The 26,355-nt window shown below is 73.3% G+C and carries 27 protein-coding genes and 1 riboswitch; of the genes, 17 read left to right on the forward strand and 10 right to left on the reverse strand.

Going from position 1 to position 26,355, the window contains the following annotated elements; translation table 11 throughout:
• Positions 1-4 precede the first annotated feature (4 nt).
• From ABZ312_RS11855 to ABZ312_RS11875, 5 genes are all read right to left on the reverse strand, one after another.
• On the reverse strand, positions 5-1,726 hold the full coding sequence (locus ABZ312_RS11855; RefSeq protein WP_500331269.1) for an urease subunit alpha: 1,722 nt from the start codon (positions 1,724-1,726) through the stop codon (positions 5-7).
• The gene (locus ABZ312_RS11860) at positions 1,719-2,030 is read right to left on the reverse strand and encodes an urease subunit beta (RefSeq protein WP_499510355.1); all 312 of its coding nucleotides are present in this window, start codon (positions 2,028-2,030) and stop codon (positions 1,719-1,721) included. Before ABZ312_RS11860 ends, ABZ312_RS11855 begins: the two co-directional genes overlap by 8 nt.
• Positions 2,031-2,040: 10 nt before the next feature.
• Complete coding sequence (locus ABZ312_RS11865) at positions 2,041-2,343, reverse strand: urease subunit gamma (protein WP_499510356.1); 303 nt, start codon at positions 2,341-2,343, stop codon at positions 2,041-2,043.
• A gap of 115 nt (positions 2,344-2,458) precedes the next feature.
• The gene (locus tag ABZ312_RS11870; RefSeq protein ID WP_500331267.1) at positions 2,459-2,596 is read right to left on the reverse strand and encodes a hypothetical protein; all 138 of its coding nucleotides are present in this window, start codon (positions 2,594-2,596) and stop codon (positions 2,459-2,461) included.
• Between the two features lie 103 nt (positions 2,597-2,699).
• Entirely contained in the window at positions 2,700-2,993 is a 294-nt protein-coding gene (locus ABZ312_RS11875; protein ID WP_500331264.1) for a type II toxin-antitoxin system Phd/YefM family antitoxin, read from the reverse strand.
• Positions 2,994-3,077: 84 nt separating this feature from the next.
• On the opposite strand from ABZ312_RS11875, the gene ABZ312_RS11880 reads away from it, so the two are divergent.
• The 4 genes from ABZ312_RS11880 (at position 3,078) to ABZ312_RS11895 (ending at position 5,731) form a co-directional block, all read left to right on the forward strand.
• Positions 3,078-3,719 (forward strand): ATP-dependent Clp protease proteolytic subunit, encoded by a 642-nt coding sequence (locus ABZ312_RS11880; protein ID WP_500331263.1) that lies wholly within the window; start codon positions 3,078-3,080, stop codon positions 3,717-3,719.
• A gap of 6 nt (positions 3,720-3,725) precedes the next feature.
• Positions 3,726-4,031, forward strand: coding sequence for a hypothetical protein (locus ABZ312_RS11885; protein ID WP_500331261.1), 306 nt, complete (start codon positions 3,726-3,728; stop codon positions 4,029-4,031).
• A gap of 348 nt (positions 4,032-4,379) precedes the next feature.
• Positions 4,380-4,532: riboswitch (cyclic di-AMP (ydaO/yuaA leader) on the forward strand.
• 3 nt (positions 4,533-4,535) lie between these two features.
• Entirely contained in the window at positions 4,536-5,009 is a 474-nt protein-coding gene (locus ABZ312_RS11890) for a C40 family peptidase (protein ID WP_500331259.1), read from the forward strand.
• Between the two features lie 77 nt (positions 5,010-5,086).
• Positions 5,087-5,731, forward strand: a complete 645-nt coding sequence (locus ABZ312_RS11895) for a GNAT family N-acetyltransferase (RefSeq protein ID WP_500331257.1) — start codon at positions 5,087-5,089, stop codon at positions 5,729-5,731.
• Positions 5,732-5,743: 12 nt separating this feature from the next.
• On the opposite strand, the gene ABZ312_RS11900 is transcribed toward ABZ312_RS11895, so the two are convergent.
• On the reverse strand, positions 5,744-6,178 hold the full coding sequence (locus tag ABZ312_RS11900) for an ATP-binding protein (protein ID WP_500331255.1): 435 nt from the start codon (positions 6,176-6,178) through the stop codon (positions 5,744-5,746).
• A 288-nt stretch (positions 6,179-6,466) separates the two neighbouring features.
• Here ABZ312_RS11900 and ABZ312_RS11905 point away from each other — a divergent pair, with 288 nt between their 5' ends.
• Together ABZ312_RS11905 and ABZ312_RS11910 are read left to right on the forward strand one after the other, a co-directional pair.
• On the forward strand, positions 6,467-7,318 hold the full coding sequence (locus ABZ312_RS11905; RefSeq protein WP_499510364.1) for a helix-turn-helix domain-containing protein: 852 nt from the start codon (positions 6,467-6,469) through the stop codon (positions 7,316-7,318).
• A 15-nt stretch (positions 7,319-7,333) separates the two neighbouring features.
• The gene (locus tag ABZ312_RS11910; RefSeq protein WP_500331253.1) at positions 7,334-7,585 is read left to right on the forward strand and encodes a DUF397 domain-containing protein; all 252 of its coding nucleotides are present in this window, start codon (positions 7,334-7,336) and stop codon (positions 7,583-7,585) included.
• A 2-nt stretch (positions 7,586-7,587) separates the two neighbouring features.
• Here ABZ312_RS11910 and ABZ312_RS11915 read toward each other — a convergent pair whose 3' ends face one another.
• The gene (locus ABZ312_RS11915) at positions 7,588-8,736 is read right to left on the reverse strand and encodes an 8-amino-7-oxononanoate synthase (RefSeq protein WP_500437449.1); all 1,149 of its coding nucleotides are present in this window, start codon (positions 8,734-8,736) and stop codon (positions 7,588-7,590) included.
• Between the two features lie 147 nt (positions 8,737-8,883).
• On the opposite strand from ABZ312_RS11915, the gene bioB reads away from it, so the two are divergent.
• The 10 genes from bioB (at position 8,884) to ABZ312_RS11965 (ending at position 23,968) form a co-directional block, all read left to right on the forward strand.
• Entirely contained in the window at positions 8,884-10,107 is a 1,224-nt protein-coding gene (gene bioB, locus ABZ312_RS11920; RefSeq protein ID WP_500358545.1) for a biotin synthase BioB, read from the forward strand.
• Positions 10,100-11,392 (forward strand): adenosylmethionine--8-amino-7-oxononanoate transaminase, encoded by a 1,293-nt coding sequence (locus tag ABZ312_RS11925; protein ID WP_500331249.1) that lies wholly within the window; start codon positions 10,100-10,102, stop codon positions 11,390-11,392. The genes bioB and ABZ312_RS11925 overlap by 8 nt, the downstream gene beginning before the upstream one ends.
• Positions 11,389-12,120, forward strand: a complete 732-nt coding sequence (bioD, locus tag ABZ312_RS11930) for a dethiobiotin synthase (protein ID WP_500437452.1) — start codon at positions 11,389-11,391, stop codon at positions 12,118-12,120. The genes ABZ312_RS11925 and bioD overlap by 4 nt, the downstream gene beginning before the upstream one ends.
• Before the next feature lie 143 nt (positions 12,121-12,263).
• Positions 12,264-12,941, forward strand: coding sequence for a class I SAM-dependent methyltransferase (locus tag ABZ312_RS11935; protein ID WP_500437454.1), 678 nt, complete (start codon positions 12,264-12,266; stop codon positions 12,939-12,941).
• A gap of 40 nt (positions 12,942-12,981) precedes the next feature.
• Positions 12,982-13,545, forward strand: a complete 564-nt coding sequence (locus tag ABZ312_RS11940) for a TetR/AcrR family transcriptional regulator (RefSeq protein WP_500331244.1) — start codon at positions 12,982-12,984, stop codon at positions 13,543-13,545.
• Positions 13,546-13,670: 125 nt separating this feature from the next.
• A complete protein-coding gene (locus ABZ312_RS11945; protein ID WP_500437456.1) occupies positions 13,671-17,303 on the forward strand; it encodes a WGR and DUF4132 domain-containing protein in 3,633 nt (1,210 codons plus the stop codon).
• Positions 17,300-18,427 carry an ATP-binding protein gene (locus ABZ312_RS11950; RefSeq protein ID WP_500358537.1) on the forward strand — a complete coding sequence of 376 codons (1,128 nt, stop codon included), beginning with the start codon at positions 17,300-17,302 and terminating at the stop codon, positions 18,425-18,427. The genes ABZ312_RS11945 and ABZ312_RS11950 overlap by 4 nt, the downstream gene beginning before the upstream one ends.
• The gene (locus tag ABZ312_RS11955; protein ID WP_500437458.1) at positions 18,427-20,796 is read left to right on the forward strand and encodes a DUF5682 family protein; all 2,370 of its coding nucleotides are present in this window, start codon (positions 18,427-18,429) and stop codon (positions 20,794-20,796) included. The genes ABZ312_RS11950 and ABZ312_RS11955 overlap by 1 nt, the downstream gene beginning before the upstream one ends.
• On the forward strand, positions 20,793-21,968 hold the full coding sequence (locus tag ABZ312_RS11960) for a VWA domain-containing protein (protein ID WP_500358535.1): 1,176 nt from the start codon (positions 20,793-20,795) through the stop codon (positions 21,966-21,968). The genes ABZ312_RS11955 and ABZ312_RS11960 overlap by 4 nt, the downstream gene beginning before the upstream one ends.
• On the forward strand, positions 21,965-23,968 hold the full coding sequence (locus tag ABZ312_RS11965) for a YehQ family protein (RefSeq protein WP_500437460.1): 2,004 nt from the start codon (positions 21,965-21,967) through the stop codon (positions 23,966-23,968). Before ABZ312_RS11960 ends, ABZ312_RS11965 begins: the two co-directional genes overlap by 4 nt.
• Positions 23,969-23,997: 29 nt before the next feature.
• Here ABZ312_RS11965 and ABZ312_RS11970 read toward each other — a convergent pair whose 3' ends face one another.
• The 3 genes from ABZ312_RS11970 to ABZ312_RS11980 form a co-directional block, all read right to left on the reverse strand.
• A complete protein-coding gene (locus ABZ312_RS11970; RefSeq protein WP_500331234.1) occupies positions 23,998-24,369 on the reverse strand; it encodes a fic family toxin-antitoxin system, toxin component in 372 nt (123 codons plus the stop codon).
• Positions 24,366-24,593: a toxin-antitoxin system HicB family antitoxin gene (locus ABZ312_RS11975; RefSeq protein WP_499510378.1), complete on the reverse strand. Its 228-nt coding sequence runs from the start codon at positions 24,591-24,593 to the stop codon at positions 24,366-24,368. Before ABZ312_RS11975 ends, ABZ312_RS11970 begins: the two co-directional genes overlap by 4 nt.
• A 139-nt stretch (positions 24,594-24,732) precedes the next feature.
• The gene (locus ABZ312_RS11980; RefSeq protein WP_500331232.1) at positions 24,733-25,323 is read right to left on the reverse strand and encodes a DUF3558 domain-containing protein; all 591 of its coding nucleotides are present in this window, start codon (positions 25,321-25,323) and stop codon (positions 24,733-24,735) included.
• A gap of 243 nt (positions 25,324-25,566) precedes the next feature.
• Here ABZ312_RS11980 and ABZ312_RS11985 point away from each other — a divergent pair, with 243 nt between their 5' ends.
• Positions 25,567-26,352 carry an ABC transporter ATP-binding protein gene (locus ABZ312_RS11985; protein WP_500331231.1) on the forward strand — a complete coding sequence of 262 codons (786 nt, stop codon included), beginning with the start codon at positions 25,567-25,569 and terminating at the stop codon, positions 26,350-26,352.
• The last annotated feature ends 3 nt before the right edge of the window (positions 26,353-26,355 follow it).

The following is a 26,355-nucleotide window of genomic DNA, read 5'->3' on the forward strand; positions in this document are numbered from 1 at the left end:
CCGTTCAGAACAGGAAGTACCGCTGGGCCATGGGGAGTTCCACGGCCGGGGCGGGTTCGACGACGTCTCCGTCGATGCGGACGGTGAAGGTGTCGGGGTCGACCTCGACGTGCGGCATGGCGTCGTTCTCGCGCATGTCCGCCTTGGTGACGCGCCGGGTGTCGCGGATCGGGAGGAACCGCTTGCCGAGGGCGAGGCGTTCGGGGAGGCCTTCGTCGAGGGCGGTGTGCGTCACGAAGGTGAAGGAGTTGGCGGCGGGAGCGCGGCCGATCGCGCCGAACATCGGGCGCGGCAGGACCGGCTGGGGGGTCGGGATGGAGGCGTTGGCGTCGCCCATCTGCGCGTAGGCGATCTGGCCGCCCTTGAGCACGAGGTGCGGTTTGACGCCGAAGAACGCCGGGTCCCACAGCACCAGGTCGGCGAGCTTGCCGCTCTCGACCGAGCCGATCTCGCCGTCGAGGCCCTGGGCGACGGCGGGGTTGATGGTGTACTTGGCGACATATCGACGTGCGCGCAGGTTGTCGGCCCGTCCGTCGCCGGGCAGGGCCCCGCGCCGCCGCTTCATGACGTGCGCGGTCTGCCAGGTGCGCAGGACGACCTCGCCGACCCGTCCCATGGCCTGCGAGTCCGAGGAGATGATCGAGATCGCCCCGAGGTCGTGCAGGACGTCCTCGGCCGCGATCGTGCCGGGCCTGATCCGCGACTCGGCGAAGGCGAGGTCCTCGGGCACGGAGGGGTTGAGGTGGTGGCAGACCATCAGCATGTCGAGGTGCTCCTCGACGGTGTTGACGGTGTGGGGCCGGGTCGGGTTGGTCGAGGACGGCAGGACGTTGGGGTGGGCGACGACGGTCATGATGTCCGGCGCGTGCCCGCCGCCCGCGCCCTCGGTGTGGTACGCGTGGATGCCCCGGCCGGCGATGGCGGCGAGGGTGTCCTCGACGAAGCCGGCCTCGTTGAGGGTGTCGGTGTGGACGGCGAGCTGGGCGCCGGTCGCCTCGCACACCGTCAGGCAGGCGTCGATGGCGGCCGGGGTGGCGCCCCAGTCCTCGTGGATCTTGAAGCCGACGGCCCCGCCCCGCAACTGGGAGAGCATCGCCTCGTGGGAGACGGTGTTGCCCTTGCCGAGCAGGCCGATGTTGACCGGGTAGTGCTCCAGCGCCGCGAACATCCGCGCCAGGTGCCAGGGCCCCGGCGTGATGGTGGTGGCCTTGGTGCCCTCGGCCGGGCCCGTGCCGCCGCCGACGAGCGTGGTGATGCCGGCGGCCAGCGCCTCGTCCACGATCGTCGGGGAGATGAAGTGGACGTGCGCGTCGACGGCCCCGGCGGTGACGATCCTGCCGTTGCCGGCGATGACCTCCGTCTCGGGCCCGATGACGAGGTCCGGATGGACGCCGTCCATGGTGTCGGGGTTGCCGGCCTTGCCCAGCGCCGCGATCCGCCCGTCGCGGATGCCGATGTCGGCCTTGACCACGCCCCAGTGGTCCAGGACGACGGCGCCGGTGATCACCGTGTCGGGGGTGCCCTCGGCCCGGGTGGCCCGGGCCTGCCCCATCGACTCGCGGATCACCTTGCCGCCGCCGAAGACGACCTCGTCGCCCGAGCCGTCGGCGCCGCCCGACAGGTCCCGCTCGACCTCGATCAGCAGGTCGGTGTCGGCGAGCCGTATACGGTCCCCGGTGGTCGGCCCGAACAGGTCGGCGTAGACGGCACGCGAGAGCTCAGCCATCGAGGGCACCTCCGGTCTCTCCGCGCAGCCCCGCCACGATCCGCGCGCCGCCCAGCGGCACGAGCTCGACCTCGACGGGGATGCCGGGCTCGAAGCGCACGGCGGTCCCGGCCGCGACGGCCAGGCGCTTGCCGCGGGCGGCGGCGCGGTCGAAGACGAGACCCGGGTTGGCCTCGGCGAAGTGGTAGTGGGAACCGACCTGGACCGGCCGGTCGGCGGAGTTGAGCACGGTCAGCCGGGTGACCGGCTTGCCCGCGTTGAGCACGACGGGCTCACCCGCGTGGAGGATCTCCCCGGGAATCACGCGGCGCCCCCTAGACGATCGGCTCGTGGACGGTGACGAGCTTGGTGCCGTCCGGGAAGGTGGCCTCGACCTGGACGTCGTGGATCATCTCCGGCACGCCCTCCATCACGTCGTCCCTGGTGAGCACCTTGCGGCCGGAGGCCATGAGTTCGGCGACGCTGCGGCCGTCCCGGGCGCCCTCGAGGAGGTGCGAGGTGATCAGGGCGATGGCCTCGGGGTGGTTCAGCCTCAGGCCCCTGGCCCGCCGCCTCTCCGCCACGTCCGCGGCGACATGGACGAGCAGGCGTTCCTGCTCGTGGGGGGTCAATTGCATGGCCACACCTCGCAGTCGTCCCGGGTGAACGGACCCACGGGGGCGTCCCCGGCCGGCGGATCCGCCCTGCCGTTGTCCGGCAGCCGCAGGCTAGTTCGGCGGCGTTTCGTCCGCGTTAACTCCCGGGCTCCGGGGTGAAGCCGGCGGGCGCGCGGGGGAGCGGGGTGCGGGCGACCTCGTCGGGCCCGGCCTCCTCCGGCAGCATGCCACGGCGTTCCCGCTCCTCCGCGTACGACACGAGTCCGGCGACCACCCGGGCGCACCCCTGCCCCGGCCGCCGGGCGAGCCGGCACACACGACCCCCTCGGGGACGGCCGGCGGATCGGCTCCCTCAGGTCCGCGCCGCCACGAACCGCTCAGACCCCGTCGTGATGGGCGTCCGTCGTACCGCGGTGCTCCGCGGCGATGCCGAACCGGCGGCGTTCGCCCGTGGCGGACACCACCCCGCGCACCGAGGAGACCGTACTGACCACCGCCTCCTCGGGAGCGGCGTCCAGTTCTTGGAGTCGTTGCAGGTCAGCGGCGGATACCAGGGCGACGAGCGGTTTGCCGTGACGCGTCACGACCACCCGCTCACCGCCGTAGACGACGCGGTTGATCAGTTCCGCCAGCTCCGCACGCGCTTGTGTCACCGGGACTTCATGGGCCATGCTCCCCATCATAACGAGATGTACGTCCTGTACATTTTTTACAGCGACGGGCACCCCTGCCCGGGTGCCCACGGAGGTGCAGCGATGCTTCGACCGACCGCCCGCCACGTCCTGCCCGAGTTCACCGAGCGCACCAGCGAGGGCGTACGGACCATGGACCCGTACTCCAAGCTGCTCCAGGAGCGGATCGTCCTGCTCGGGACGCCCATCGACGACATCTCGGCGAACGACGTGATGGCCCAGCTCATCCACCTGGAGGCCGCCGCCCCGGACCAGGACATCTCGCTCTACATCAACTCTCCCGGCGGGTCCTTCACCGCGATGACCGCGATCTACGACACCATGCAGTTCGTCAGCTGCGACGTGTCGACGGTGTGCGTCGGCCAGGCGGCCTCGGCGGCGGCCGTCCTGCTCGCCGCCGGAGCGCCCGGCAAGCGGCTGATGACCCCCGGCGCGCGGGTGCTGATCCACCAGCCCTCGTTCGCGGAGGTGATCCAGGGCACCACCGCGGACCTGGAGATCCAGGCCCGGGAACTGCTCCGCCGTCGGGAGCAGTTGGAGGAGCTGCTGGTACGCCACACCGGTCAGGCACCGGAGCGGATCGGGGCCGACATCGAACGGGACACCATTTTTGACGCACCGTCGGCCCTCGCCTACGGCCTGGTGGACCGGCTGACGCTGAGCCGCAAGGACGGCGCCGGCCGCGCCCCGCGCGCCCTGCGGTGACCGGTCGTGGTGCCCGAACTTCCCCCGCTCCCCGCACTGACGCGGGCCGAGGGCGAGCTGATCGACACCTACCTGCAGGTCGTGGACCTGCTGGGCCGGATCAACCCGTCCCGCTCCCGGGACACCTACGGGGCGCTGCGCGCCGCGCAGGCCCTGGTGGGGAGGGCGGCCGAGCTACGTGACGCGCTGACGCTGATGCACATGCGCGGGGAGGGCGAGGTGCACACGGCGACGATGGAACGGGCGCTGCGGGTGCTGGACGGCGAACGGCGCACCGGTCAGGTCACCTTGCCGCCACCACGGCCGTGCTGACGGCGCGTCACGACACACTGGTCCGTTCGGGCGGCGCGAACTCGAACCGAATGGACTCGCCCGATCGTTGTATCTGCCGTGGACGGCCGGGTGGCCCCGAGTTGCGCGATATGGCCGCACACATCCGGAATCTGACGCTCCGTCCCTGGTGTTCGACTCCTTTCGAGTCGTCAGTCCGGGTCCCGTGTCGCGGAGTCCACCCGAATAGGTGAGTCGTGAACAGACTCACATTCGACCGGTTGTGCTGGGAATCGGCCGCTTCGGTGGGTGATCATCCCTTCGACGACAAGCCCCCGTCATCCCGGCGGGGCGGTCCGTGCGGACGCCGAATCCTGCCGCCGCGCGGATGCCAGGTCGACGACGACTCATCGGCAGGAGCGGAGGACCCGAGCAGTACGGGTCCGGTCGCCGGACCCTTGGGGTGAAGCCGCAGCGCGGCCGGGCATCTTCGCCTGCCCGAACCCGACAGGTCATCCTTCGCAGGCGGACGACGAAGGGTTGCGCATGAGTGCGCCAACAGCCATGTCCGGGGTCCTGTGCCGGCTCGGAGCGGTCTCCGCCCTCACGGCGGCCGCCGTGGCCGGTCCCGCCGTACTGCCGGAGCTCGCCCAGCAGGCAGACGCGGCGGCGGTCTCCGCCAAGGCGCTGAAAATCGCGGCGTCCAAGAGGGGCGCGCCGTACCAGTACGGGGCCGCCGGCCCCGGCAGGTTCGACTGCTCCGGGCTCACCTTCTACTCCTTCAAGAAGGCGGGCAAGAAGCTCCCCCGCACCGCGGGCGCCCAGTACAACAGCGTCCGGCACATCCGGAAGTCCTCACGGACCCGTGGTGACCTGGTCTTCTTCCACTACGGGAGCAACGTGTACCACGTGGGGATGTACGCCGGGCACGGGAAGATCTGGCACTCCCCCAAACCCGGCGGGCGGGTGCGGCTGGAGAAGATCTGGAGCCGCAGCGTCTGGTACGGCCGGGTGAAGTGACCCCGGTCGCGTTGCCCGGGAGCCGGGGCTCCCGGGCAACGCGGCCGGCGCCGCGGACGTGCCGGTAGCGTGCCGGTGTGTCCCTGATACGGATCCTCGCCGACGCCGCCGCGGGCGTCTTCCCGCCCGCCGACGGCTCGGTGACGGTCGTGCCGCAGCCCGCGCCGCGCGACGCCGGGGTGATCGCCTTCACCGCCCATGCCGTGGTCTTCGCGGACGCCGATCCGGAGCGGATCCGCGGACTGCTCCCGCCCGGCGACCTCTCGGCGCCGCTCAATCCGCCGTTCCTCACCGCGCTGTGCGGACTGCTGGACCGCACGGTGAACAACGTCGACCTGCTGACCGCCGCCCCGGCCCTGCCGGGGCCTCCGCCGGCCGCCCTGGGCCTGCCCCTGCGGGAGACCGCCGACCGGGGTCATCCGCGGATCGTCCGGGCCCTGCGGCACCGTGACGGGGTACGGGCGTGGACGGTGCCCGGGGGCACCGTGCTGACGGGCCGGGGTGTGGCGGGCCGCTGGGAGGCGGCCGTGGAGGTCGATCCGGGGGCGCGCGGTGCGGGCCTCGGCCGCCGGCTCGCGCTGGCGGCACGTCATCTCGTCCCGGAGGGCGGGACGGTGTGGGCGCAGATCGCCCCGGGCAACGCGGCGAGCGTGCGGGCGTTCACGGCGGCGGGCTTCGTGCCGATGGGCGCCGAGGCGCTGCTGCTCACCCGGGAGGGCTGAGGGCCGCCGGGGTCACTCGACGGCGGCGGCGGTGGCCCAGGGCAGGCTGATCCACACCGTCTTGCCGCCCTCCGCGGTGGGGGTGACCAGGAGCGTGCCACCCGCCTCCGCCGTGAGGTGACGGATGATCACCATGCCGCGGCCGTTGTCCTGCTGCACGGCGGCGGGCAGCCGCTGGGGCCACCGGGGGTGGCTGTCGGTGATACCGATGCGCAGCTGCTCGTCCCGGTCCAACTGGACGTCGAGGGTGAAGGTGGGGGACTGGCCGAGGGTGTGCAGCACGGCGTTGGTCGCGAGCTCGGAGACGATGAGCCGGACGGAGTCGGCGGGGTCCGAGTCCTCGGGCATGCCCCACTCCACCAGCAGCTCGCTCACGTAGCGACGTACCGCGGGGACCGAGGCAGGGTCGCTCGGCAGGGTGACGGATGCTTCCTGGTGGTCTGCCATGGCGACGCTGTCCCTTTCCCGCCGTGACCAGGACGCCGGCGCCTGCCGCGCCCGTGGCCGCGCGCGCGACGGCCGGCGGCGCCGTGCCCCGCCTTCCGCGCGGCACGTCCCCGTTCGGCACTCACGCGCCAGAGTGTCACTCATCGTGCCCTTAATCGGGTGTCACCACAGCTATATGCATATATCTGTCGCCCAAAGCGGTGAACTCTGCTACGAGAGAACGTATTTGCGCGGCAGACTTCGCCCGGGGACCGGCGGGGGTGCCGGGAACCGGGAGGTGCACACACCATGCAGCAGGTGCCGGCGGTACGCCGCCGCAAGATCGGCTCGGAATTGCGTCGTCTGCGCGACACGGCGGGGCTCACGAGCGGTGAGGCCGCCCAGCGCCTGGGATGGCACCAGTCCAAGGTCAGCCGGATCGAGACCGGCCGCAGCGGCGTGCGCCCCGAGGACGTCACCGCACTGCTGGACGTGTACGGGGTGCGCGACCAGCGGTTGCGGGAGATGCTCTCCGCGCTGGCGGGCGAGGGCGACCGGCGTGGCTGGTGGCATGAGTTCCGCGAGGAACTCCCGTCCGCCTACCGGGACTTCATCTCCCTGGAGACCGACGCCTGCCGGGCGCGGACCCTGGAGACGACGGTGGTACCGGGACTGCTGCAGACCCCGGACTACGCCCGCGAGCTCACCCGGTCCGTCCTGCCGCAGCTCGGTCCGCGGCAGATCGCGACCCTGGTGCAGGTGCGGATGGCCCGCCAGGCGGTGCTGCGCGCCGATCCTCCGCTGGAGCTGTGGGCGGTGCTGGACGAGGCGGTGCTACGCCGCAGGGTCGGGGGTCCCGGAGTGATGGCGGCGCAATTGAGCCATCTTGTGGAGCTGGGTTCACTGCCTCATGTGCATCTGCAGGTGCTGCCTTTCTCGGCCGGTGGGCATATAGGCGTCACAGGCCCTTTCGTAATCTTCTCATTTCCGCGCATTGCTGATCTCGACGTGGTTGTTCTCGACCATTTGACGAGTAGTCTCTATCTAGATCAGCACGAGGACGTCAGGGCGTACGGTGCTGCCTTCAATCGGTTGCGCTCCCATGCCCTGTCGAGTGAGCAGTCGCTGTCCTTCATCTCCGGCATCGGCAAAGGCGCGTAAGGAGGCACACCCCCCATGTCCAACGCTCTGCCTCAGTACGTCACCTCCAGTGCGTCCCTCTCAGGTGTGAATTGGCGACGCAGCAGCTACAGCACGGCGGCGAACAACTGCGTCGAGACGGCCCTCATCGGGGACGGGCCGCTCTCGGGACAGCTCGCCGTACGCGACTCCAAGGATGTGCGCGGCCCCGCCCTGCTCTTCCCCCCGGCGGCCTGGGCGGAGTTCCTCACCGCCGTGACGACGGGGAGCCTGACCGAACGCCCCTGAACTCAGGGGCGCGGCGGCGCCGTACGGACGATCGTCCCCACGGCGTCGCCGATCTCCCGGTCCGTCAGGTCCGCCCGCGCGGTGAGCCGCAACCGCGAGATCCCGTCGGGCACGGACGGTGGCCGGAAGCAGCCCACGGCGAGACCCGCCTCACGGCACGCCCCGGCCCACGCGACGGCCGCCTCGGGCGACGGCGCCCGCACCGACACCACGCACGCGTCCGGCGCGGTGGCGTCCAGGCCCGCCCCCACCAGCCGCTCGTACAGCTCGCGGGCGACCGCCCGGGCCCGTACGGCGCGTTCCGGCTCACGCCCCAGCAGACGCAGCGCACCGAGCGCCGCGCCGGTGGCCGCCGGGGCGAGGCCCGTGTCGAAGATGAACGTCCGCGCGGCGTTGACCAGGTGCTCGATGACGCGGGCCGGTCCCAGCACCACGCCGCCCTGGCTGCCCAGGGACTTGGAGAGCGTGGCGGTGCACACCAGTCCGGGCGCGCCCGCCAGACCCGCCTCCGCGGCCGCCCCCCGGCCTCCGGGACCGAGCACCCCGAGCCCGTGGGCGTCGTCCACCAGCAGCGCGGCGCCGTGCTCGCGGCAGGCGGTGGCCAGCGCGCCGAGCGGGGCCGCGTCGCCGTCCACCGAGAAGACCGAGTCGGTGACGGCCACGGCGGAGCCGTCGTGGCCGGTCAGCGCCTTGCGCAGGGCGTCCGGATCGGCGTGCCGCACGACCTCGGTGGTGGCGCGGGAGAGCCGGCAGCCGTCGATGAGCGAGGCGTGGTTGCCGCTGTCGGAGACGAGGAGCGTGCCCGGCTCGGTGCTGAGCGCCGTGACGGCGGCGAGGTTGGCGGCGTACCCGGAGGCCAGGACCAGCGCCGCCTCGAAGCCGCAGAAGGCGGCCAGTTCGGCCTCCAGCTCGGCGTGGAGCTCGGTGCTGCCGGTGACCAGCCGTGAACCGGTCGAGCCGGCGCCCCAGCGCAGGCAGGCGTCCGCACCGGCCCGGGTCACCTCGGGATGGTGGGCGAGCCCCAGGTAGTCGTTGGAGGCGAGGTCCAGCAGGGGCGACCGTGCGGGCCGCGGCCGCAGGGTGCGCACCAGCCCGGCCGCGCGACGCCGTTCGGCGTGCGCGTCGATCCAGTCGAACGGGTCGCGGCTCATGGTCGTCCCCTGGGGTCGGCGGAGGGTTCGGCGCCACCGTAGTGTGCCGGATCGTCTCGCACGGTGTGGTGATGCACACACCCTGAGCGAGCGGTCTTGTGGGATGCCCCATTGGCCCGGGCGCGTGCGGTACGCCAGGATCGCGACATGGATCTGCTGAATGCTTTGGTCGGGAAGGGCCTGCGCCGCGAGCTGCCCACCCGTGAGGAGGCGCTCGCCGTGCTGGCGACCTCCGACGACGAACTCCTCGACGTGGTGGCCGCGGCCGGCAAGGTGCGCCGCGCGTGGTTCGGCCGCCGGGTGAAGCTGAACTACCTGGTCAACCTCAAGTCGGGACTGTGCCCGGAGGACTGCTCGTACTGCTCGCAGCGGCTCGGCTCGGAGGCCGGGATCCTCAAGTACACCTGGCTCAAGCCCGACGAGGCGGCGGCCGCCGCGGCGGCGGGGGTCGCCGGCGGTGCCAAGCGGGTCTGCCTGGTGGCGAGCGGACGCGGCCCGACCGACCGCGACGTGGACCGGGTCTCCAAGACCATCGAGGCCATCAAGGAGCAGAACGAGGCCGTCGAGGTCTGCGCCTGCCTGGGCCTCCTCTCCGACGGGCAGGCCGAGCGGCTGCGCGGCGCGGGCGCCGACGCGTACAACCACAACCTCAACACCTCCGAGGCCACCTACGGGGACATCACCACCACGCACACCTACGCGGACCGGGTCGAAACGGTGCAACAGGCCCAGGCGGCGGGCCTTTCGGCCTGCTCCGGACTGATCGCGGGCATGGGCGAGAGCGACGAGGACCTGGTCGACGTGGTCTTCGCGCTGCGCGAGCTGGACCCCGACTCCGTCCCGGTGAACTTCCTCATCCCCTTCGAGGGCACCCCGCTGGCGAAGGAGTGGAACCTCACCCCGCAGCGGTGCCTGCGGATTCTTTCGATGGTCCGGTTCGTCTGTCCCGATGTGGAGGTCCGCATCGCGGGCGGCCGCGAGGTGCACCTGCGGAGCATGCAGCCGCTCGCGCTGCACCTGGCGAACTCGATCTTCCTGGGCGACTACCTCACCAGCGAGGGCCAAGCCGGCAAGACCGACCTCGACATGATCGCGGACGCCGGTTTCGAGGTGGAGGGCGCCGGCGAGGTGACCCTGCCCGAGCACCGGGCGGACGTGGCGGCCGCGGCCGGGGGCTGCGGTTCCCACTCCTCCGCCGGCTGCGGCTCGCACGGCGAGGGCGAGGGCGGCGGCTGCGGCCCCTGCGGCGGCCACGCCCACGGCGACAGCCACGGCGACCTCGCGCAGCCCGCGACGACCGGTGCCGCCCGCACCGACCTGGTGGCCGTGCGCCGCCGCGGCACCGGCACGGACCTGCCGCCCAATGCCTGAGCCGCTCACCCCGGGCGAGCTGCTGGCACTGGACCGGCAGCACGTCTGGCATCCGTACGGGCCCATGCCGGGCCGTCAGGAACCGCTCGTCGTCGCGTCCGCGGCCGGGGTCCGGCTGCGGCTCGCCGAGCCGTTCGAAGGCGCGGGCGAACTCGTCGACGGGATGTCGTCCTGGTGGTCGGCGATCCACGGCTACAACCACCCGGTGCTCAACGAGGCCGCCCGCGGCCAGCTGGACCGGATGAGCCACGTGATGTTCGGCGGGCTCACCCACGAGCCCGCCGTGCGGCTCGCCGCCCGCCTGGTCGAGATCACCCCCGATCCGCTGCGGCACGTCTTCCTCGCCGACTCCGGCTCGGTGTCGGTCGAGGTCGCGGTCAAGATGTGCCTGCAGTACTGGCGTTCGCTCGGACGGCCGGAGAAGCAGCGCCTGATGACCTGGCGCGGCGGCTACCACGGCGACACGTGGCAGCCGATGTCCGTCTGCGACCCCGAGGGCGGCATGCACGGGCTGTGGTCCGGCGTCCTGCCCCGGCAGGTCTTCGCGGACGCGCCGCCGGCCGCGTACGAGGAGGCGTACGCCGGCCACCTGCGGGAGACGATCGCCGCTCACGCGCACGAACTCGCCGCGGTCGTCGTCGAGCCGGTCGTGCAGGGCGCGGGCGGCATGACCTTCCACTCCCCCGCCTACCTGCGGGTGCTGCGCGAGGCCTGCGACGAGCACGACGTGCTGCTGGTGTTCGACGAGATCGCCACCGGCTTCGGGCGGACCGGGACGCTGTTCGCCGCCGACCAGGCGGGCGTCTCACCGGACGTGATGTGCGTAGGCAAGGCCCTGACCGGGGGATACCTCACGATGGCCGCCACCTTGTGCACCGCGCGCGTCGCCGACGGGATCTCCCGCGGCGAGGTGCCGGTGCTCGCCCACGGCCCGACCTTCATGGGCAACCCGCTGGCCGCGGCGGTCGCCTGCGCCTCTCTCGACCTGCTGCTCGGCCAGGACTGGGCGCAGGAGGTCAAGCGGATCGAGGCCGGGCTGCGCGAAGGGCTCGCACCCGCCGCCGGCCTCCCCGGGGTACGCGACGTGCGGGTGCTGGGCGCGATCGGTGTCGTCCAGCTCGACCACCAGGTCGACCTCGCCGCCGCGACGCGGGCCGCCGCCCGCAGCGGGGTATGGTTGCGGCCGTTCCGGGACTTGATCTACACGATGCCCCCGTACGTCACGGGGGACGAGGACGTCGCGCGCATCTGCGCGGCGGTGCGCGCGGCGGCGGAGGCGGCATGACGGTGTTGTTCGTGACCGGTACGGGCACGGAGATCGGCAAGACGGTGACGACGGCCGCGATCGCGGCGACGGTGCTGCTCGGCGAGTACAGCGTCGCCTACCTGAAGCCCGCGCAGACCGGGGTGGGCCCCGGCGAGCCGGGCGACGCCGCCGAGGTCACCCGGCTGGCCGGTCCCGAGGTCACCGGCGTCGAACTGGCCCGGTACCCCGAGCCGCTGGCGCCCGCCACGGCCGCGCGACGCTCCGGACTCGCCCCGGTGGGCCCGGCCGACATCGCGGAGGCGGCGGCGAAGCTGGCGGCGGTGCACGACATCGTCCTCGTCGAGGGCGCGGGCGGGCTGCTCGTCCGTCTCGACGACACGGGCTCGACGCTGGCGGACGCGGCACGGATGCTCGCGGCCCCGGTGCTCGTGGTCGCCCCGGCCGGGCTCGGCACCCTCAACGGTGCCGCGCTGACGGCGGAGGCCCTGAAGGCGCGGGACCTGAAGTGCGCGGGCGTCGTCATCGGCAGCTGGCCGGACGACGCGGACCTGGCCGCCCGCTGCAACCTCGCCGACCTGCCCGAGGTCACCGGCGCCCCGCTCGTGGGCGCCCTGCCCGCCGGCGCGGCCGCCCTCGACCCCGCCGACTTCCGGCAGGCGGCGCCCGGTTGGCTCTCCCCCCGCATCGGCGGCATCTGGGACACCGCCGCCTTCACCTCGTACTGGGCGCCCGCCGACCCCGCCTGACCCGCACCGCCGTCCGGCCCCGGCCGCGTCCGGGGCGGACGGCGGGCGACACGCCGGATCTGCCCCGCAACGGGGAGGCTTGGGACGGGCTCAGAAGCGGCAGAATCGGAAGTGAGGGGTGCCGAGACGAAGGGGGTCCGGCCATGAGGAGCCGTACCGGAGTGACGAGCGAAGCCGTCCACCACCCGCTGTTCGCCCGCTTCTACGCCCGCTGCGGTCCGGTGATGGACGCCCGCGCGGGCTTCGGCGCGCACCGGCGGACCGTGCTCGCGGGACTCACCGGCCGGGTCATCGAGATCGGCGCGGGCTCGGGGCTGAACTTCCGTCACTACCCGCGCACCGTCGCCGAGGTCGTGGCGATCGAGCCGGAACGGCATCTGCGCCGGCTGGCCGTCGACGCCGCGCAGCACGCCGAGGTGCCGGTGGACGTCGTACCCGGGGTCGCCGAGGCACTGCCGGTCAAGAGCGAGGCCTTCGACGCGGCGGTCGCCTCGCTGGTGCTGTGCTCCGTACGCGACCAAGAGCGCGCCCTGGCCGAGCTCCGCCGGGTACTGCGCCCGGGCGGGGAACTGCGGCTGCTGGAGCACTGCCGGGCCGAGGGCCGAGCGCACGCGGCGCTGCAGTGGGCGGTGGACCGCACCGTGTGGCCGCTGCTGTTCGGCGGCTGCCGGACCGGGCGGGACACGCTCGCCGCGGTCGAGGCGGCCGGCTTCGAAGTGCTGGAGCTGCGCCGCTTCCGTGTTCCGGAGCGCGCCAAGGGCCTCACCCTGCCCGTGCCGAGCGCCCCGCACATCCTGGCCACCGCGCGCCGCCCCGCTTGAGCTCCACCGCCCTGTACCTACTGGTATGTACACTGCCGGCATGGAGACGACGTCGGAACGCCTGATCGAGAGCACCCGCGAACTGCTCTGGGAACGCGGCTACGTCGGCACCAGCCCGAAGGCCATCCAGCAACGCTCCGGCGTCGGCCAGGGCAGCATGTACCACCATTTCTCGGGCAAGCCGGAGCTCGCGCTCGCCGCCGTGCGCCGTACCGCCGAGCAGATGCGGCAGACCGCCGAGCGCGAACTCGCCGGCCCGGGCTCGGCGGTCGAGCGGGTCTCGCGGTACCTGCGCCGCGAACGCGACGTGCTGCGCGGCTGCCCGATCGGGCGGCTCACCCAGGACCCGGAGGTCGTCGCCAGCCCGCAACTGCGGGCGCCGCTCGACGAGACCTTCGAGTGGCTGCGCGGCCGGCTCGCGGACGTGCTCGCCGAGGGCCAGGCGCGCGGGGAGATCGCGCCCGGCCTCGACACCGGCGACATCGCGACCGCGCTCGTGGCCGTGCTCCAGGGCGGCTACGTGCTCGCCCGCGCGGCCGGCTCGGCCGCGCCCTTCGACCAGGCCGTCAGCGGCGCGCTCGCCCTGCTGGCACAGCGGGCCTGAGCGGCGTCCGGCGAGGGACGGCCCCTGCGCCGGACCGCTTGTCACAGGCGACTACTAGGGTGACGCCCGTTGATCACCGGACGAGTGATGCCTCCGGTGTGCGGTCGTGGGTGGGAGGGGTTGCTGTGCGGCGCTGGGAACTTGTCGGTGGTGGATCCGCGAAATTCTGGGAAGCGGCGGTCGACGGCGCGCTGGTGACCGTGCGCTACGGCCGGATAGGCGCCGAGGGGCGGCTCCAGGAGAAGGAGTTGGGGTCGGCCGAAGCGGCATCGTTGCACTTCGGCAAGCTGGTCGCCGAGAAGGAGCGCAAGGGCTACCTCGAGGTCGGTTCGTCGGCGCCGCAGCAGCCGGAGCCGACAGCGGCAGCGGCAGCGGCAGCGGCCAAGCCGGAATCACAGCCGCTGCCGGAGGCGCCGCCGGAGGGCGGACTTCCCGACGAGGACACGTTCGTCCTGCCCGGCTCATGGCGCCGGGTGCTGCACCCGCGCCGCGGCGGGGTTCGGCGGCCCGCCGCCGTGCCGGCGCCGGATGCCATCGATCAGGTCCAGGAACGGATCGTGGCCGAGCTGGACTGGATCGAGCAGGTTCTCGCCGCACAGCAGGCGGATCCGGCGCTGGTCAAGGCAGCGCGCGCCTATCTGGCGGGGAAGCCGGACCCCCGCGGGGCAGCCGTCCTGGCGAACCTGGTGACGCCGGTCTGGCCCCCCGCCGCAAGGGAGGATTTCCCGTTCGCCGACGCGTGGGCCGCGAGCCACGGGCCGGCCTTCGCCGCGCGGGCGGTGGTGGAGGTCTTCGACATCGACGCCGGCCAGCGGTATCGACAGGGTCACAGCATCCCGACACTGCGCTTCCGGGGCCTGACCGACCACATCACGCCCCAACCCGCACGTCAGCTGGCGGACCGGGTGCGTGCGCTGCTCGCCTGCACGGACGACGAGAGCTACCGGGAGACCGTCACCGCGCTGCGTGAGTGCCGCACCACCGCGCGGCGCCGGGTCGTCGCCGCCTATCTCGCGCCGGGCACGCCCGGCTGGGCCGACGAGTGCATCGCCGAGGAGCCCGGATACGGATCCGGCGGTGACGTGCTCCGGCCGCTGCTGCTCTGCGCGCTCGACGATCCCGGGCAGGTCGGCCGGCTCGGCACGGCCCCCAAACTCGTCTGGCGCGGCTGGTCCGTGACACTGGTCGCCACGCTCGCCGACGGCCTGGGCACGGAGTGCGTGCCCTTCCTCGACGAGGCGATCGAACGGTCCTGGGACTCCGACCAGTTCCGGAGCATCACCATGGCGGTGGCGAACTTCCCGACCGACGAGGCCTTCAGGCTGCTGCTGTCCCGTCTGGACAACAAGCACATCCGCCCCGCCATACAGGAGGCCATGCAGCGCTACCCGGGCCGGGCCCTGCGTCTGCTCGCCGAAGCGGGCCTGAAGGACGGGAAGAACGCCCCTGCGGCACGCCAACTCCTCAACACGCACGTGATGCTGAACAACGCCCAGCTGCCCGAGCTGCTGCCGCGACTCGGCGCCGCGGAGGCGGAGCTGGTGCGGTCGCTCGACGGTGCGCGCGAGCGCGTCACCGAGGCGGCACCGGAGGTGTTGCCGGCGCTGCTCGTCTCACCGCCCTGGACGCGCAGGCGAACGCCCCTCAAGCCACGGGTGCTCACGGGCCTGCTGCCGGACGGCACGCGGCGGCTGGCGTGGCGCGAGGGTGAAAGGGAGCGTTGGGCCGGGCACCCGTCCTGGGGCTGGGAATACCCCCGGACGACCGACTGGGACCAGGAGGCCCGCAAGATCGTCGGACGCGAATCGGGCCTGTGGCACTCGACGCGCTTCTTCGTCCAGGGCCCACTCGACGTGCTCTCGCCCTGGCTGGAGAAGTGGTCGCCGGAGGACCTCTGGGGTGGCGTGGACCTCCTCAAGCCTGTCGTCGCCAAATACGGCATGGCGGCGCTGCCGCTCGCCCTCAAGGTGGCCTCGGCCAAGCCGGCGCACCTCACCCCGCTCCTGATGCCCTTCCTCGATCTGGGCGCGGCACGGTTGATGGCGGACGGGCTGGTCCGGCTCAAGTCGGTGCAGATGACGGCCCGCTCCTGGTTCGCCCGGTACGGGATCGACGCGGGCCTGCTGCTCGTACCGGACGCCGTCGGGCAGCCCGGCCCGGCCCGGAAGGCGGCCGAACAGGCGTTGCGCCTGGTCGCGTCCGCCGAGGGGACGGACGCCGTCCTGGCCGCCGTGACCGCGGCACACGGCGGCGAGGCGGCCGAGATCGTCGCCGAGACGCTGGCCGCGGACCCCCTGGAGATCGCGCTCCCCGCCCGGATACCGGCCCTGCCCAGCTGGGTGCAGCCCTCGGTCCTCCCGCAGATCCTGCTCCCCTCCGGCGAGGCACTGCCGGAGGAGGCGGTCCGCCACGTGCTGACCATGCTCGCCCTGTCGAAACCCGGTGACCCGTACCCCGGGGTCGCCGTCGTCGGAGAGGCGTGCCGCGCCGACTCGCTGGCCGCCTTCGTCTGGGCCCTGTTCGAGGAGTGGCGGCAGGCGGCCATGCCGGCCAAGGAGAGCTGGATCCTGCACGCGCTCGGTCGGCTGGGGGACGACGAGACGGTGCGCCGGCTCACTCCGATCCTGCGCGACTGGCCGGGTCAGGGGGCGCACCACCGCGCGGTCGAGGGCCTGAACGTGCTGGCCGAGATCGGCAGCGACGTCGCCCTCATGCACCTCCACGGCGTCGCCCAGCGGGTGAAGTTCAAGGCGCTCAAGGTCCGGGCCCAGGAGAAGATCTCCGAGGTGGCGGAGGGACTCGGGCTGACCGGCGAGCAGCTGGCGGACCGACTGGTGCCCGATCTCGGACTGGACCCGGACGGCACGACGGTCGTCGACTACGGCACGCGCCGCTTCACCGTGGGCTTCGACGAGCAGCTGCGCCCCTTCGTGCTGGACGCCGACGGGAAGCGCCGCAAGGATCTGCCCGCCCCCGGCGTCAAGGACGACCAGGAGCTCGCCCCGGCCGAGCGCAAACGCTTCGCGGCGTTGAAGAAGGACGTCCGCACCATCGCCTCCGACCAGATCCGCCGTCTGGAGGCGGCCATGGTCACGCAGCGGACCTGGACCGCGGCGGAGTTCCGTGAGTTGTTCGTGCAGCACCCCCTGGTCTGGCACCTGGTGCGCCGACTGGTCTGGCTCGCCGACGCGGCCGGCGCGGCGACCGCCTTCAGGGTCGCCGAGGACCGCAGCTTCGCCGACGTCGACGACGACGAGTTCACGCTCGCCGCCGAGGCGACGGTCCGGCTGGCCCATCCGCTGCACTTGGGCGACACGGTGCCGGAGTGGTCCGAGCTGTTCGCGGACTACGAGATCCTCCAGCCCTTCCCGCAGCTCGGCCGACCGGTACTTCGGCTGACGCCGCAGGAGGAGACCGCCAACCGCCTGCACCGGTTCGAGGGGTGCAAGGTGCCGGTGGGCCGCCTGCTCGGACTGACCAAGCGGGGGTGGGAGCGGGGGGAGCCGCAGGACGCCGGCGTCGAGCGGTGGTTCTCCAAGCGGCTCGCCGAGGGCTGTCACCTGGTCATCGCCCTGGACGAGGGCATCGCCGTCGGCGTCGTCGACATGTTCCCCGACCAGACCTTCGAGACGGTCTGGCTGGACACGGAGCCCTGCGACCACTGGCCCAGCCGGGAGTACCCCTTGCGCTTCGGCGACCTCGACCCGATCGCCGCCTCCGAACTGCTCGCCGACCTGGAAGGGGTGACGGCCCGGTGACCGCCGTCGACGACGCATCCGCGACCCGGCCCGACCGGGCCCTGGATCCGGAAGGCCCCCCGCTGCAGCGCCCCCCTGCCGAGGTCAGGTACGCGGAGGAACTGGCGGCTCTCCGGGCCCGGGACGAGGACCCCCGCCCGCCGGGGTGGCAACTGAGCCTGCGGGCGGCGCGCCGTTTCATCGTCGGGGACGCGGAGGCCGGGATCAGCCGCAAGTTCGTCGGCAACCGTTCCCTGGTCGAGCGCGCGCTGGTGACGCTGGCGACCAACCGCGGCCTGATGCTGGTCGGCGAGCCGGGCACGGCAAAGTCGCTTCTGTCGGAGCTGATCGCCGCGGCGGTCAGCGGCACCTCGACGCTGACCGTCCAGGGCGGCGCGGCCACCACCGAGGACCAGATCAAGTACTCCTGGAACTACGCGCTGCTCGTCTCCGAGGGGCCTTCACCGCGCTCGCTGGTGCCCGCGCCGATGCTGCACGGCATGGCCGAGGGCCGGATCGTCCGCTTCGAGGAGATCACCCGCTGTCCGCTGGAGGTGCAGGACTGCCTGCTCTCGCTGCTGTCCGAACGCGTCCTGGCCGTTCCGGAGCTGGACGGTCCCGAGGGAATGGTCTTCGCGCGGAGCGGATTCAACGTCATCGCCACCGCCAACACCCGTGACCGGGGCGTCAACGAGATGAGCGCCGCGCTCAAGCGGCGATTCAACTTCGAGACGGTCTTCCCCATCGCGGACTTCGACACCGAGCTCGCACTCGTCGAAGCGGAGGCGGGAGCCCTGCTGCGCCGGTCCGGGGTGGAGGCGCCGCCGGACCGCGACGTGCTCGAGGTACTGGTGGGGACCTTTCGCGAGCTGCGCGGGCAGCAGGCGTCCGGCGAGCGGCTCTCCGCTGTGATGAGCACCGCGGAGGCCGTCTCGGTGGCGCACGCGGTGGGCGTGCGCGGCTGGTTCCTGCGCGGGGAGCCCGGCGACGCCGCCGATCTGGTCACCTGCCTGGCCGGCACCGCGGCCAAGGACAGCCCGGAGGACCTGGCCCGGCTGCGCCGGTTCCTCGACCAGCAGGCAGGGCGTCGGCACGGCGCCCAGTGGCAGGCCCTCCACGAGGCACGACACCTGCTGGCCGACTGATGACCACGGTCTTCATCGGCGTTCGCCACCACTCGCCGGCCTGCGCCCTCCTGGTGGCCCGCACCATCGAGGCGCTCCGGCCGGCCTACGTACTGGTGGAGGGGCCGGCCGACATGAACGGGCGGCTGGACGAGCTGCTGCTGGGCCATGAGCTGCCGATCGCCGTGTTCAGCCACTACCGCGACGAAGAGCGCACGGCGACGTCCTGGACACCGCTGTGCGACTACTCCCCCGAGTGGGTCGCGCTGCGGTCCGGCCGGGCCGTCGGCGCACAGGTGCGCTTCATCGACCTGCCCGCCTGGCACCCGGCCTTCACCGGGCGCCCCGAGCCGCTGGCCAACCGCTACGCAGACGCCGAGGCCCGCTACGTGGCGGCGACCCAGCGCCTGTGCAGCCGGTTCGACGTGGACTGCGTCGACGCGCTGTGGGACCGGCTGTTCGAGATCGCCGGTCCTGAGGGGCTCCAGCGGCGGCTCGACGCCTACTTCGACCTGGTTCGGGGCGACTCCGATGCCGAACAGGGCGACCGGGCGCGGGAGCAGTACATGGCCTCCTGGATCCGCGCCGCGGCCGCCCGGGCGGAGGAGCGGCCGGTGCTCGTGGTCACCGGCGGATTCCACACGCCGGCGCTGCGTGCGCTGGCCGCGCCACCGGTCCGCACCACGGACGCACCGGGGACCACGTCGGCGCCGTGGCCCGGGATTCCCGAACCGCCCGCCGGGGCCGTCGGCGGCAGCTTCCTGGTGCCGTACTCCTTCCACCAGCTCGACGCCTTCGCCGGTTACCAGTCCGGTATGCCCTCGCCCGGCTACTACCAACTGCTGTGGGAGCACGGCCCCGCTGCGGCGGCGGACGGACTGCTGGAACAGGTCGTCGGACGGCTGCGAGGACGACGCCTTCCGGTGTCGACCGCCGATCTGATCGCGGCCAGGAGCCTCTCCCAGGGTCTGGCCGCGATGCGAGGGCACCCGCTGCCGGCCCGGACCGATGTGCTCGACGGCCTGGCGGCCACGGTGATCAGCGATGCTCTGGAGCAGCCGTTGCCCTGGACCGGGCACGGCACGCTCACGCCGGGCAAGGATCCGGCGGTGGTCGAGATGGTCGCCGCGAGCACCGGCGACCGGACCGGCCTCCTGCATCCGGACACGCCTGCCCCGCCGCTCGTCCTGGATGTGGCGGCCCAGTTGCAGCAGTGCGGGATCGTCCTGGGAGAACGGGTCACGGCCGACCTGACCGAGCCGGCCGGCCTCGCCCGCAGCCGGTTGCTGCACCGGCTGCGTGTCCTGGGCGTTCCGGGGCACGTCCGCACCTCGGGCCCCGCGACCGGATCGGACCCGGTCTTCGCCGAACGCTGGGAGCCCGGCCCGGCACACGGACGCGAGGCCGCGCTGATCGAGGCCGGTGCGTACGGCGCGCGACTGGATGAGGCCGCCGCCGTGGCGCTGTCGGCGCGCGTGCGGTCCGCGGGGGGCACACCCGGTGGGTCGCCGGATTCGGCCACGGCCACCTTGTCGGAGGTGCTCTTCGACGCGGTGCTCTGCGGTGCGGACACGCTCTCCACCGAGCTGCTGGGCTCCCTGGCGTCTCGCGTGGGCGGGCTCGGTGAGCTCGGCCCGGCTGGTGCGGTGCTGACCACCGCGCTCCAGCTGTGGCGGCACGACCGCGTGTACGGCATGGCCGGGAATCCCCTGCTCGGCGAAGTCGTCGACAAGGCGGTCGACCGGGTGTTCTGGCTGGCCGAGGGCCTGCACGGGGGCAAGGGCGTCGACTTCGCCCGGCTGCGGGCCCTGTCCGCCGCCCGCGACGCACTGCGGCACGCGGAGCGCCTTCTGACGCTCTCCCCGACGGCGGCGGCCGACACGGCCCGGCGGATCGGTGCCGACGCCGCCGCCCCCGCGGACCTGCGTGGCGCGGCTCTGGGCCTGCGGCTGTCCCTCGGTCCGGCCGGTGACGACGCCGTCGGCCAGGCACGTCTCCTCGCGACCTCGGATCCCGAGGAGCTCGGCGACTGGCTGGCCGGACTGTTCGCCCTGGCCCGGGACGAGTTGACGGCCGGCGGTGGAACGGTCGCCGACGGGTCGGGCCCCTCCCTGCTGGACGTGCTCGACGAGATCGTCGTCTCCATGGCGGACACGGACTTCCTGATCGGCCTGCCCGCGCTGCGGCAGGCCTTCGCCTTCTTCCCGCCCCGTGAGCGCGAGCGCATCGCGGAGCATCTGCTGGAGCGTCGCGGCCGGCGCGGCTCGGCCCGCTCACTGCTGCGCACGTCCGCCGACCCCTTGGTCCTCGCCCGCGCCCGCGCCTTGGAGGAGAACGTGATCCGCCTGCTCGACAGGTACGGTCTGCGAGCCGGGCAGGCGAAGCGATGACCGAGCGCAACCACCCCACGGCCGGCTCCGCCCCGCAGCTCCCCGACGCCGGGCTGGAGCGGTGGCGGCTGATCCTGGGGGCGCCGGCCGACCGCTGCACGGGCCCGCTCGGCCCGCAGGCCGCCGCCCGCGACGTGGCACTGGACTGGCTCTACGGCCGCGACCCGGACCTGGAGCGACGCGGGGTGCGCCGTGGCGCCTCCGCAGGACGGGAGGGCGGTGACGGGGCCTCCCGGATCACCGCGGTGGACTGGCTCGACGACGTCCACCGGCTGTTCCCCAAGGAGACCGTCGAGCGGCTCGAGCGCGACGCCGTGGAGCAGTACGAGATCAACGAGATCGTCACCGACCCCGACGTGCTCTCCCGCGTGGAGCCGAACGCGACCCTGCTCCGCGCCGTACTGCGCACCAAGCACCTGATGAACCCGCAGGTGCTGGCGATGGCCAGGCGCATCGTCGAGGCGGTGGTCGGGGATCTGATGGAACGGCTGCGCCCGGAGGTGCGCCAGGCTTTCGCGGGCGCCCGCTCGCGCCGCCCCAGCCGGCTGCCGCTGGCGCGGGACTTCGATTTCCGGGGCACGATCCGGGCGAACCTGGCCCACTACCAGCCCGCGGAGCGCCGGATACTGATCGAGCGGCCGCGCTTCCACTCACGGACTCGGCGGCACCTCCAGCAGTGGCAGCTGATCCTGCTGGTGGACCAGTCCGGCTCGATGGCGGGCTCGGTCATCCACTCTGCGGTCACCGCCGCCTGTCTGTGGAGCCTGCCCGGTCTCCGCACGCACCTCGTCGCCTTCGACACCCAGGTGGTCGATCTGACCGCGGACGTCACCGACCCCGTGGAGCTGCTGATGCGGGTCCAGCTCGGTGGCGGCACGGACATCGCACGCGCCGTCGCCTACGCCGCGGACCTGGTGGACAACCCGCGCCGCACCATCGTCGCGATCGTGTCCGACTTCTACGAGGGCGGCGATGCCCATCGGCTGGTCCGCACCGTGCGCAGCCTGGTCCAGCAGGGCGCCACCGTGCTCGGCCTGGCCGCGCTGGACGAGGAGGCCAACCCCGACTACGACCGGGCACTCGCGGCCCGGCTGGCCCAGGAGGGAGCCCACGTGGGTGCCATGACCCCTGGGCGGCTGGCCGAGTTCGTCGCCGAGAAGGTGGCCCGGTGAGCGGTACGACGACTTCTTCGGCTGCCGGCGCGCCGCCGCGCGAGGATCTGCTGGCCCTCAGCACCGACACGCTCGCCTCCCTCTCCAACCGCGGCTTGGTGAAGCGCGCCGCCAAGGATGTGGATGCCGGCTCGGGGCCGGACGTCAGCTGCGAGGCCGACGGAACCGTCTGCGGCACCTACCCGGACGGCACCCGGACACGGCTGCCCGTCGGCACCGGCCTGGAGGCTGCGGAGTGCAGCTGCGGGGCGACCGGGGTGTGCCGCCATCGGATCGGCCTGGTACTGGCGTACCAGCGGCTGGACGGTACCGCCGAACCCACGGGCCCGGAGGTGGCCGCGTGGTCGCCGGGCGAGTTCGACGACGCCGCACTCGAAGCCGGGCTGGGACGGGCCGCTCTGCTGGCCGCGCGCCGGATTCGGGACCGCGGCTTCTCGGCGACCGTGCACCGCCCGAACGCGGTGCGGCCCGTGCCGACGGTCGATCTGCCGACGTGCACCGTGCGCTTCCCCGTCCCGCACCAGCTCGGCTACGCCCTCACCGACGCCGCGGCCCCGCGCCGCGGGGAGATGATCACGCTTGCGGTCTGGGCCTTCCGCGCCGCGGACGGCGACGCCGCGGTCGGCGCGGACGCGCAGGTCGTCGTCGGCGGACGCCCGCCCGCCGCGCCGGACGCGGACGACGCGCTCGACGCCGCCGTCGCCCTGGCCGATGAGTTGCTGCTGGACGGCATCGCGCACACGACCCCGGTGTTCGCAGCGCAATTGGCCCGCGCCGGCGCGCAGCTGTCGCATGCCTCGCTCCACTGGCCCGCCGCGATCATGGCGGACCTGCGCCGCCAGGTCGACGCCTACGCCGGGCGCGATGCCCACCACGAGGCCGGGCGTGTGGCCCACCTCCTCGCCGAACTGCACGCCCGCCGTCGCGCGGGTGGGTCCGACCGCCCCGGCGTGCTCGGTACGCAGGAGCCGGCCGACACCCCGCTGCGCCGGGTACGGCTGGTCTCCCTCGGCTGCCGGGTCACCGGCCGGACGGCGTCGGAGCGCACCGCCGAGGTGTACTTCGCGCACCCGGCCGCCGGGATCGCCCTGGTCCTGCGCAAGCGCTGGGAGGTGGCGGAAGGCCACTCCCTCACCGGCCACGACCTGGCTTCACGCCGCCTGCTCGGATCCCCGCTGCGGGCGCTGTCCGGGGCCAACGTCGTCAGCGAGCACATCTCCCGCAGTCCCAGCCGCACCGTGACCATCGGACGCGGACGCATCGCCGCCACGAGTGTCACGCCGCTCGGTTCGGCCTGGGCCGATCTCCCCGACACCCTCCTGATCAGCGATCTCGCCGCAGCGCTGTCTTCCTGGGCGGGCCGGCCACCGCACTTGATCCGGCCCAGGGTGGAGGCCGACACCGCCCGGGTACTGGCCGTGGCCTGCGTCGAGTCCGTCGGCTACGACGCCGCCCAGCAACGACTCGAAGCGGTCGTCCGGGATCCGTCGGGCAACGCGGCGGTGGTCCGTGCCGACCACAACCCCGCCTGTCCCGGCGGCCTGGACGCGCTGGCCACCGCACTCGGCAGCCCCCGGGTCCGATTCGTGAGCGGCCTGCTGGGCCGGGAGGGCGGCCGTCCCGTGCTCGACCCGCTGGCCGTCCTCACCGAGGACGGACTCGTCGTACCCGACCTCGAAGCGGGCGAGGGCACGGGTGCACTCGCCGAGGCTGCTCCGCGCACCTCCGACCCGATCGCCCAGGCACTCGAATCGGGCTTGTCCGCCCTCGCGGACATCGCGCACAGCGGCCTGCGCGGCCGCGGTCCTTCGGCTCGCGACCGGCTCGCAGGGGCGGCCGCAGGACTCCGCCGTACCGGGCTCCAGTCCGCCGCGGCGCTGCTCGACTCGCTCGCCAGGAGCTTGGACGGGGAAACAGCCGGGGCAGCGACGGCTCCGTGGGTGGACGCCGTGATCCACTTTCTGGTCAGCCTCGAACTGCACCAGGAGGCCGATGCCTGACGACGGCCGACCCGGTCTGCGGCCGGGCCTCAGACGCACCAGGAGCGCAGCTCGTCGGCGATCTCGTGCACGTCGGCGGTGCCGCCCTTGACCAGCCGGGCCAGGTCGCGCACCCGTTCAGGGGACGTGGCGACCTTCAGGCCGCTGGCCACCAGGTAGGCGTAGGCGACCGCGGAGGCGAAGAGCGCGTTGGACCGCTCCAGGGCCGGTACGTGGACCAGCAGTTGCAGCAGGCACGCGGCGCGCTCGTGGGGGTCGGCGTAGACGGGGACGCCGAATATCTCCGCCTGGTGGCGGCCGACCGCGGCGACGAGGGCGCCCCAGTCGGTCACCTGGGGGTCACCGGGGGTGTTGCGCTCGGCGACCATGAGCAGCCAGGCGAGGTCGATCTGCAGGGTCAACGGCGTCCTTCGCGCTCCGTGCCGAACTCCTCGGCGAAGACGGACTCGTAGCGCTGCATGAAGTCGGCGGCGGCCTCGACGAAGCTGCGGCCCGCTTCCCCCGCGTCCTTCCGGACGAGTTCCTCGATGTACCGGTTGACGCTGACGCCCCGCTGCGCGGCCCGCTCGCGGGCGGCCGCGGCGGTGGTCTCGTCCACCCGCACGTTCAACTGCGTCTTGGCCATACCCTCAAGCTAGCGCCGATGCACTAGCAGTGACAAGCGGCTCCCGGGCGCATCCGCCCTGGGCCCGTGCGCCCCGGGGCCCGACGGGGCCCGGGGGGGCCCGGGGGGCCCGGGGGGGGGGGGGGGACGGGGAGCGCGTTCAGAGGCGGCCCGCCACCGTGCGCGCCAGTTCCTCGAGCGGCTCGTCGAACCGGGACGGCTCCTCGTTGCGGACCAGCCGGATCGCGACCCACTGCCCGGACACCCGCAGGAAGACCGAACCGTCCTCCAGCCAGGCCTCGTCGCCGATGCCGTCGAGCGGCTTCAGTTCGTGGCCGAGCCCGCGTTCGGCGTCGTAGTAGTTCTTCCCCGACTCCCCCGCGAAGACCTCGACCTGGGCCGTCGGGCCGGACTCCGGTGCGGGGTAGGTGCAGGTCCCTTCCAGGTCCTGACCGGGTTCGAGGGCCGTACCGGCGAGCCGCTCGGCCTCCTCCTGCGTCACCAGGGCGCACGGGTCGCCGGCCGTCCCGCCCGGCGACGACGCGGACGGCTGCCCCGGGGACGCCGCGGACGACCCCGCCGCGCCCGGGGTGCCCGGCGCGGTCGCGGACGGCTCGTCGCCAGCGTCGTCGGCCGCCGGGTCCTGGCACCCCTGGAGCGCCAGGGCCAGCAGCGCCACCACGGGCGCCACCGCCCAGGCCCGCGTGCGCCTGCGGTCACCGGACCCGGTCCGGATACGTGCGTGCACCATCGATTCGGTCCCCCCTCGGTACTGGCCCTCGTCCCCCACCCGGCCACACCGTGCCCTGCCCGGGTGCACCTACAGACGTACCGGGACGGCCGGCCGGTTTCGGCCGGACGAACTCGCGGTCGCACGGCGGCCGCCCGCGCGCCCCCGGCGCTCACCCTCGGGGACGATGCGGCACCGCACCCGACGACCTACGCTCGGGTCGCATACGGACAAGTACGCACTTCCTCATCTTGGGGGGCAAGCGTGTCGACATGGACGGCAGCGGACACAGAGGGCATCGAGGCGGGAGCGGAGCCCGCCGCGCGGGCGACCGCGCTGACGAAGGCGTACGGGACGGGCGAGACACGGGTCGTGGCGCTGGACGCGGTGGACGTGGAGATCGCCCGCGGCCGCTTCACCGCCGTCATGGGGCCGTCCGGCTCCGGCAAGTCCACGCTCATGCACTGCCTGGCGGGGCTGGACTCGGTCACCTCGGGGCAGGTCTGGATCGGCGAGACCGAGATCACCCGTCTGGCGGAACGCGAACTGACCCGGCTCCGCCGCGACCAGGTCGGCTTCGTCTTCCAGGCGTTCAACCTGCTGCCGACGCTCACGGCGGCCGAGAACATCACGCTGCCCATGGACATCGCCGGCCGCAGGCCCGACCGGGAGTGGGTGGACCGGGTGATCGACACCCTGGGCCTGCGCGACCGGCTGGGGCACCGTCCCGCGCAGCTGTCGGGCGGGCAGCAGCAGCGTGTGGCGTGCGCCCGCGCCCTGGCCTCCCGGCCGCAGCTGATCTTCGCCGACGAGCCGACCGGCAACCTCGACTCACAGGCGGGCGCCGAGGTGCTCGGCTTCCTCCGCGAGGCCGTGGACGCCCTCGGCCAGACCGTGGTGATGGTGACCCACGACCCCACCGCGGCGGCCTGGTCGGACCTGGTGCTCTTCCTGGGCGACGGACGGATCGTCGACGAGATGCACGGGCCCACCGCGGACGGCGTCCTGGAACGGCTCAAGCGGTTCGACGCGCTGCGCAAGCACGGCTAGGCA

Source organism: Streptomyces sp. NPDC006207 (genome assembly GCF_040613835.1).
Taxonomy (GTDB): domain Bacteria; phylum Actinomycetota; class Actinomycetes; order Streptomycetales; family Streptomycetaceae; genus Actinacidiphila.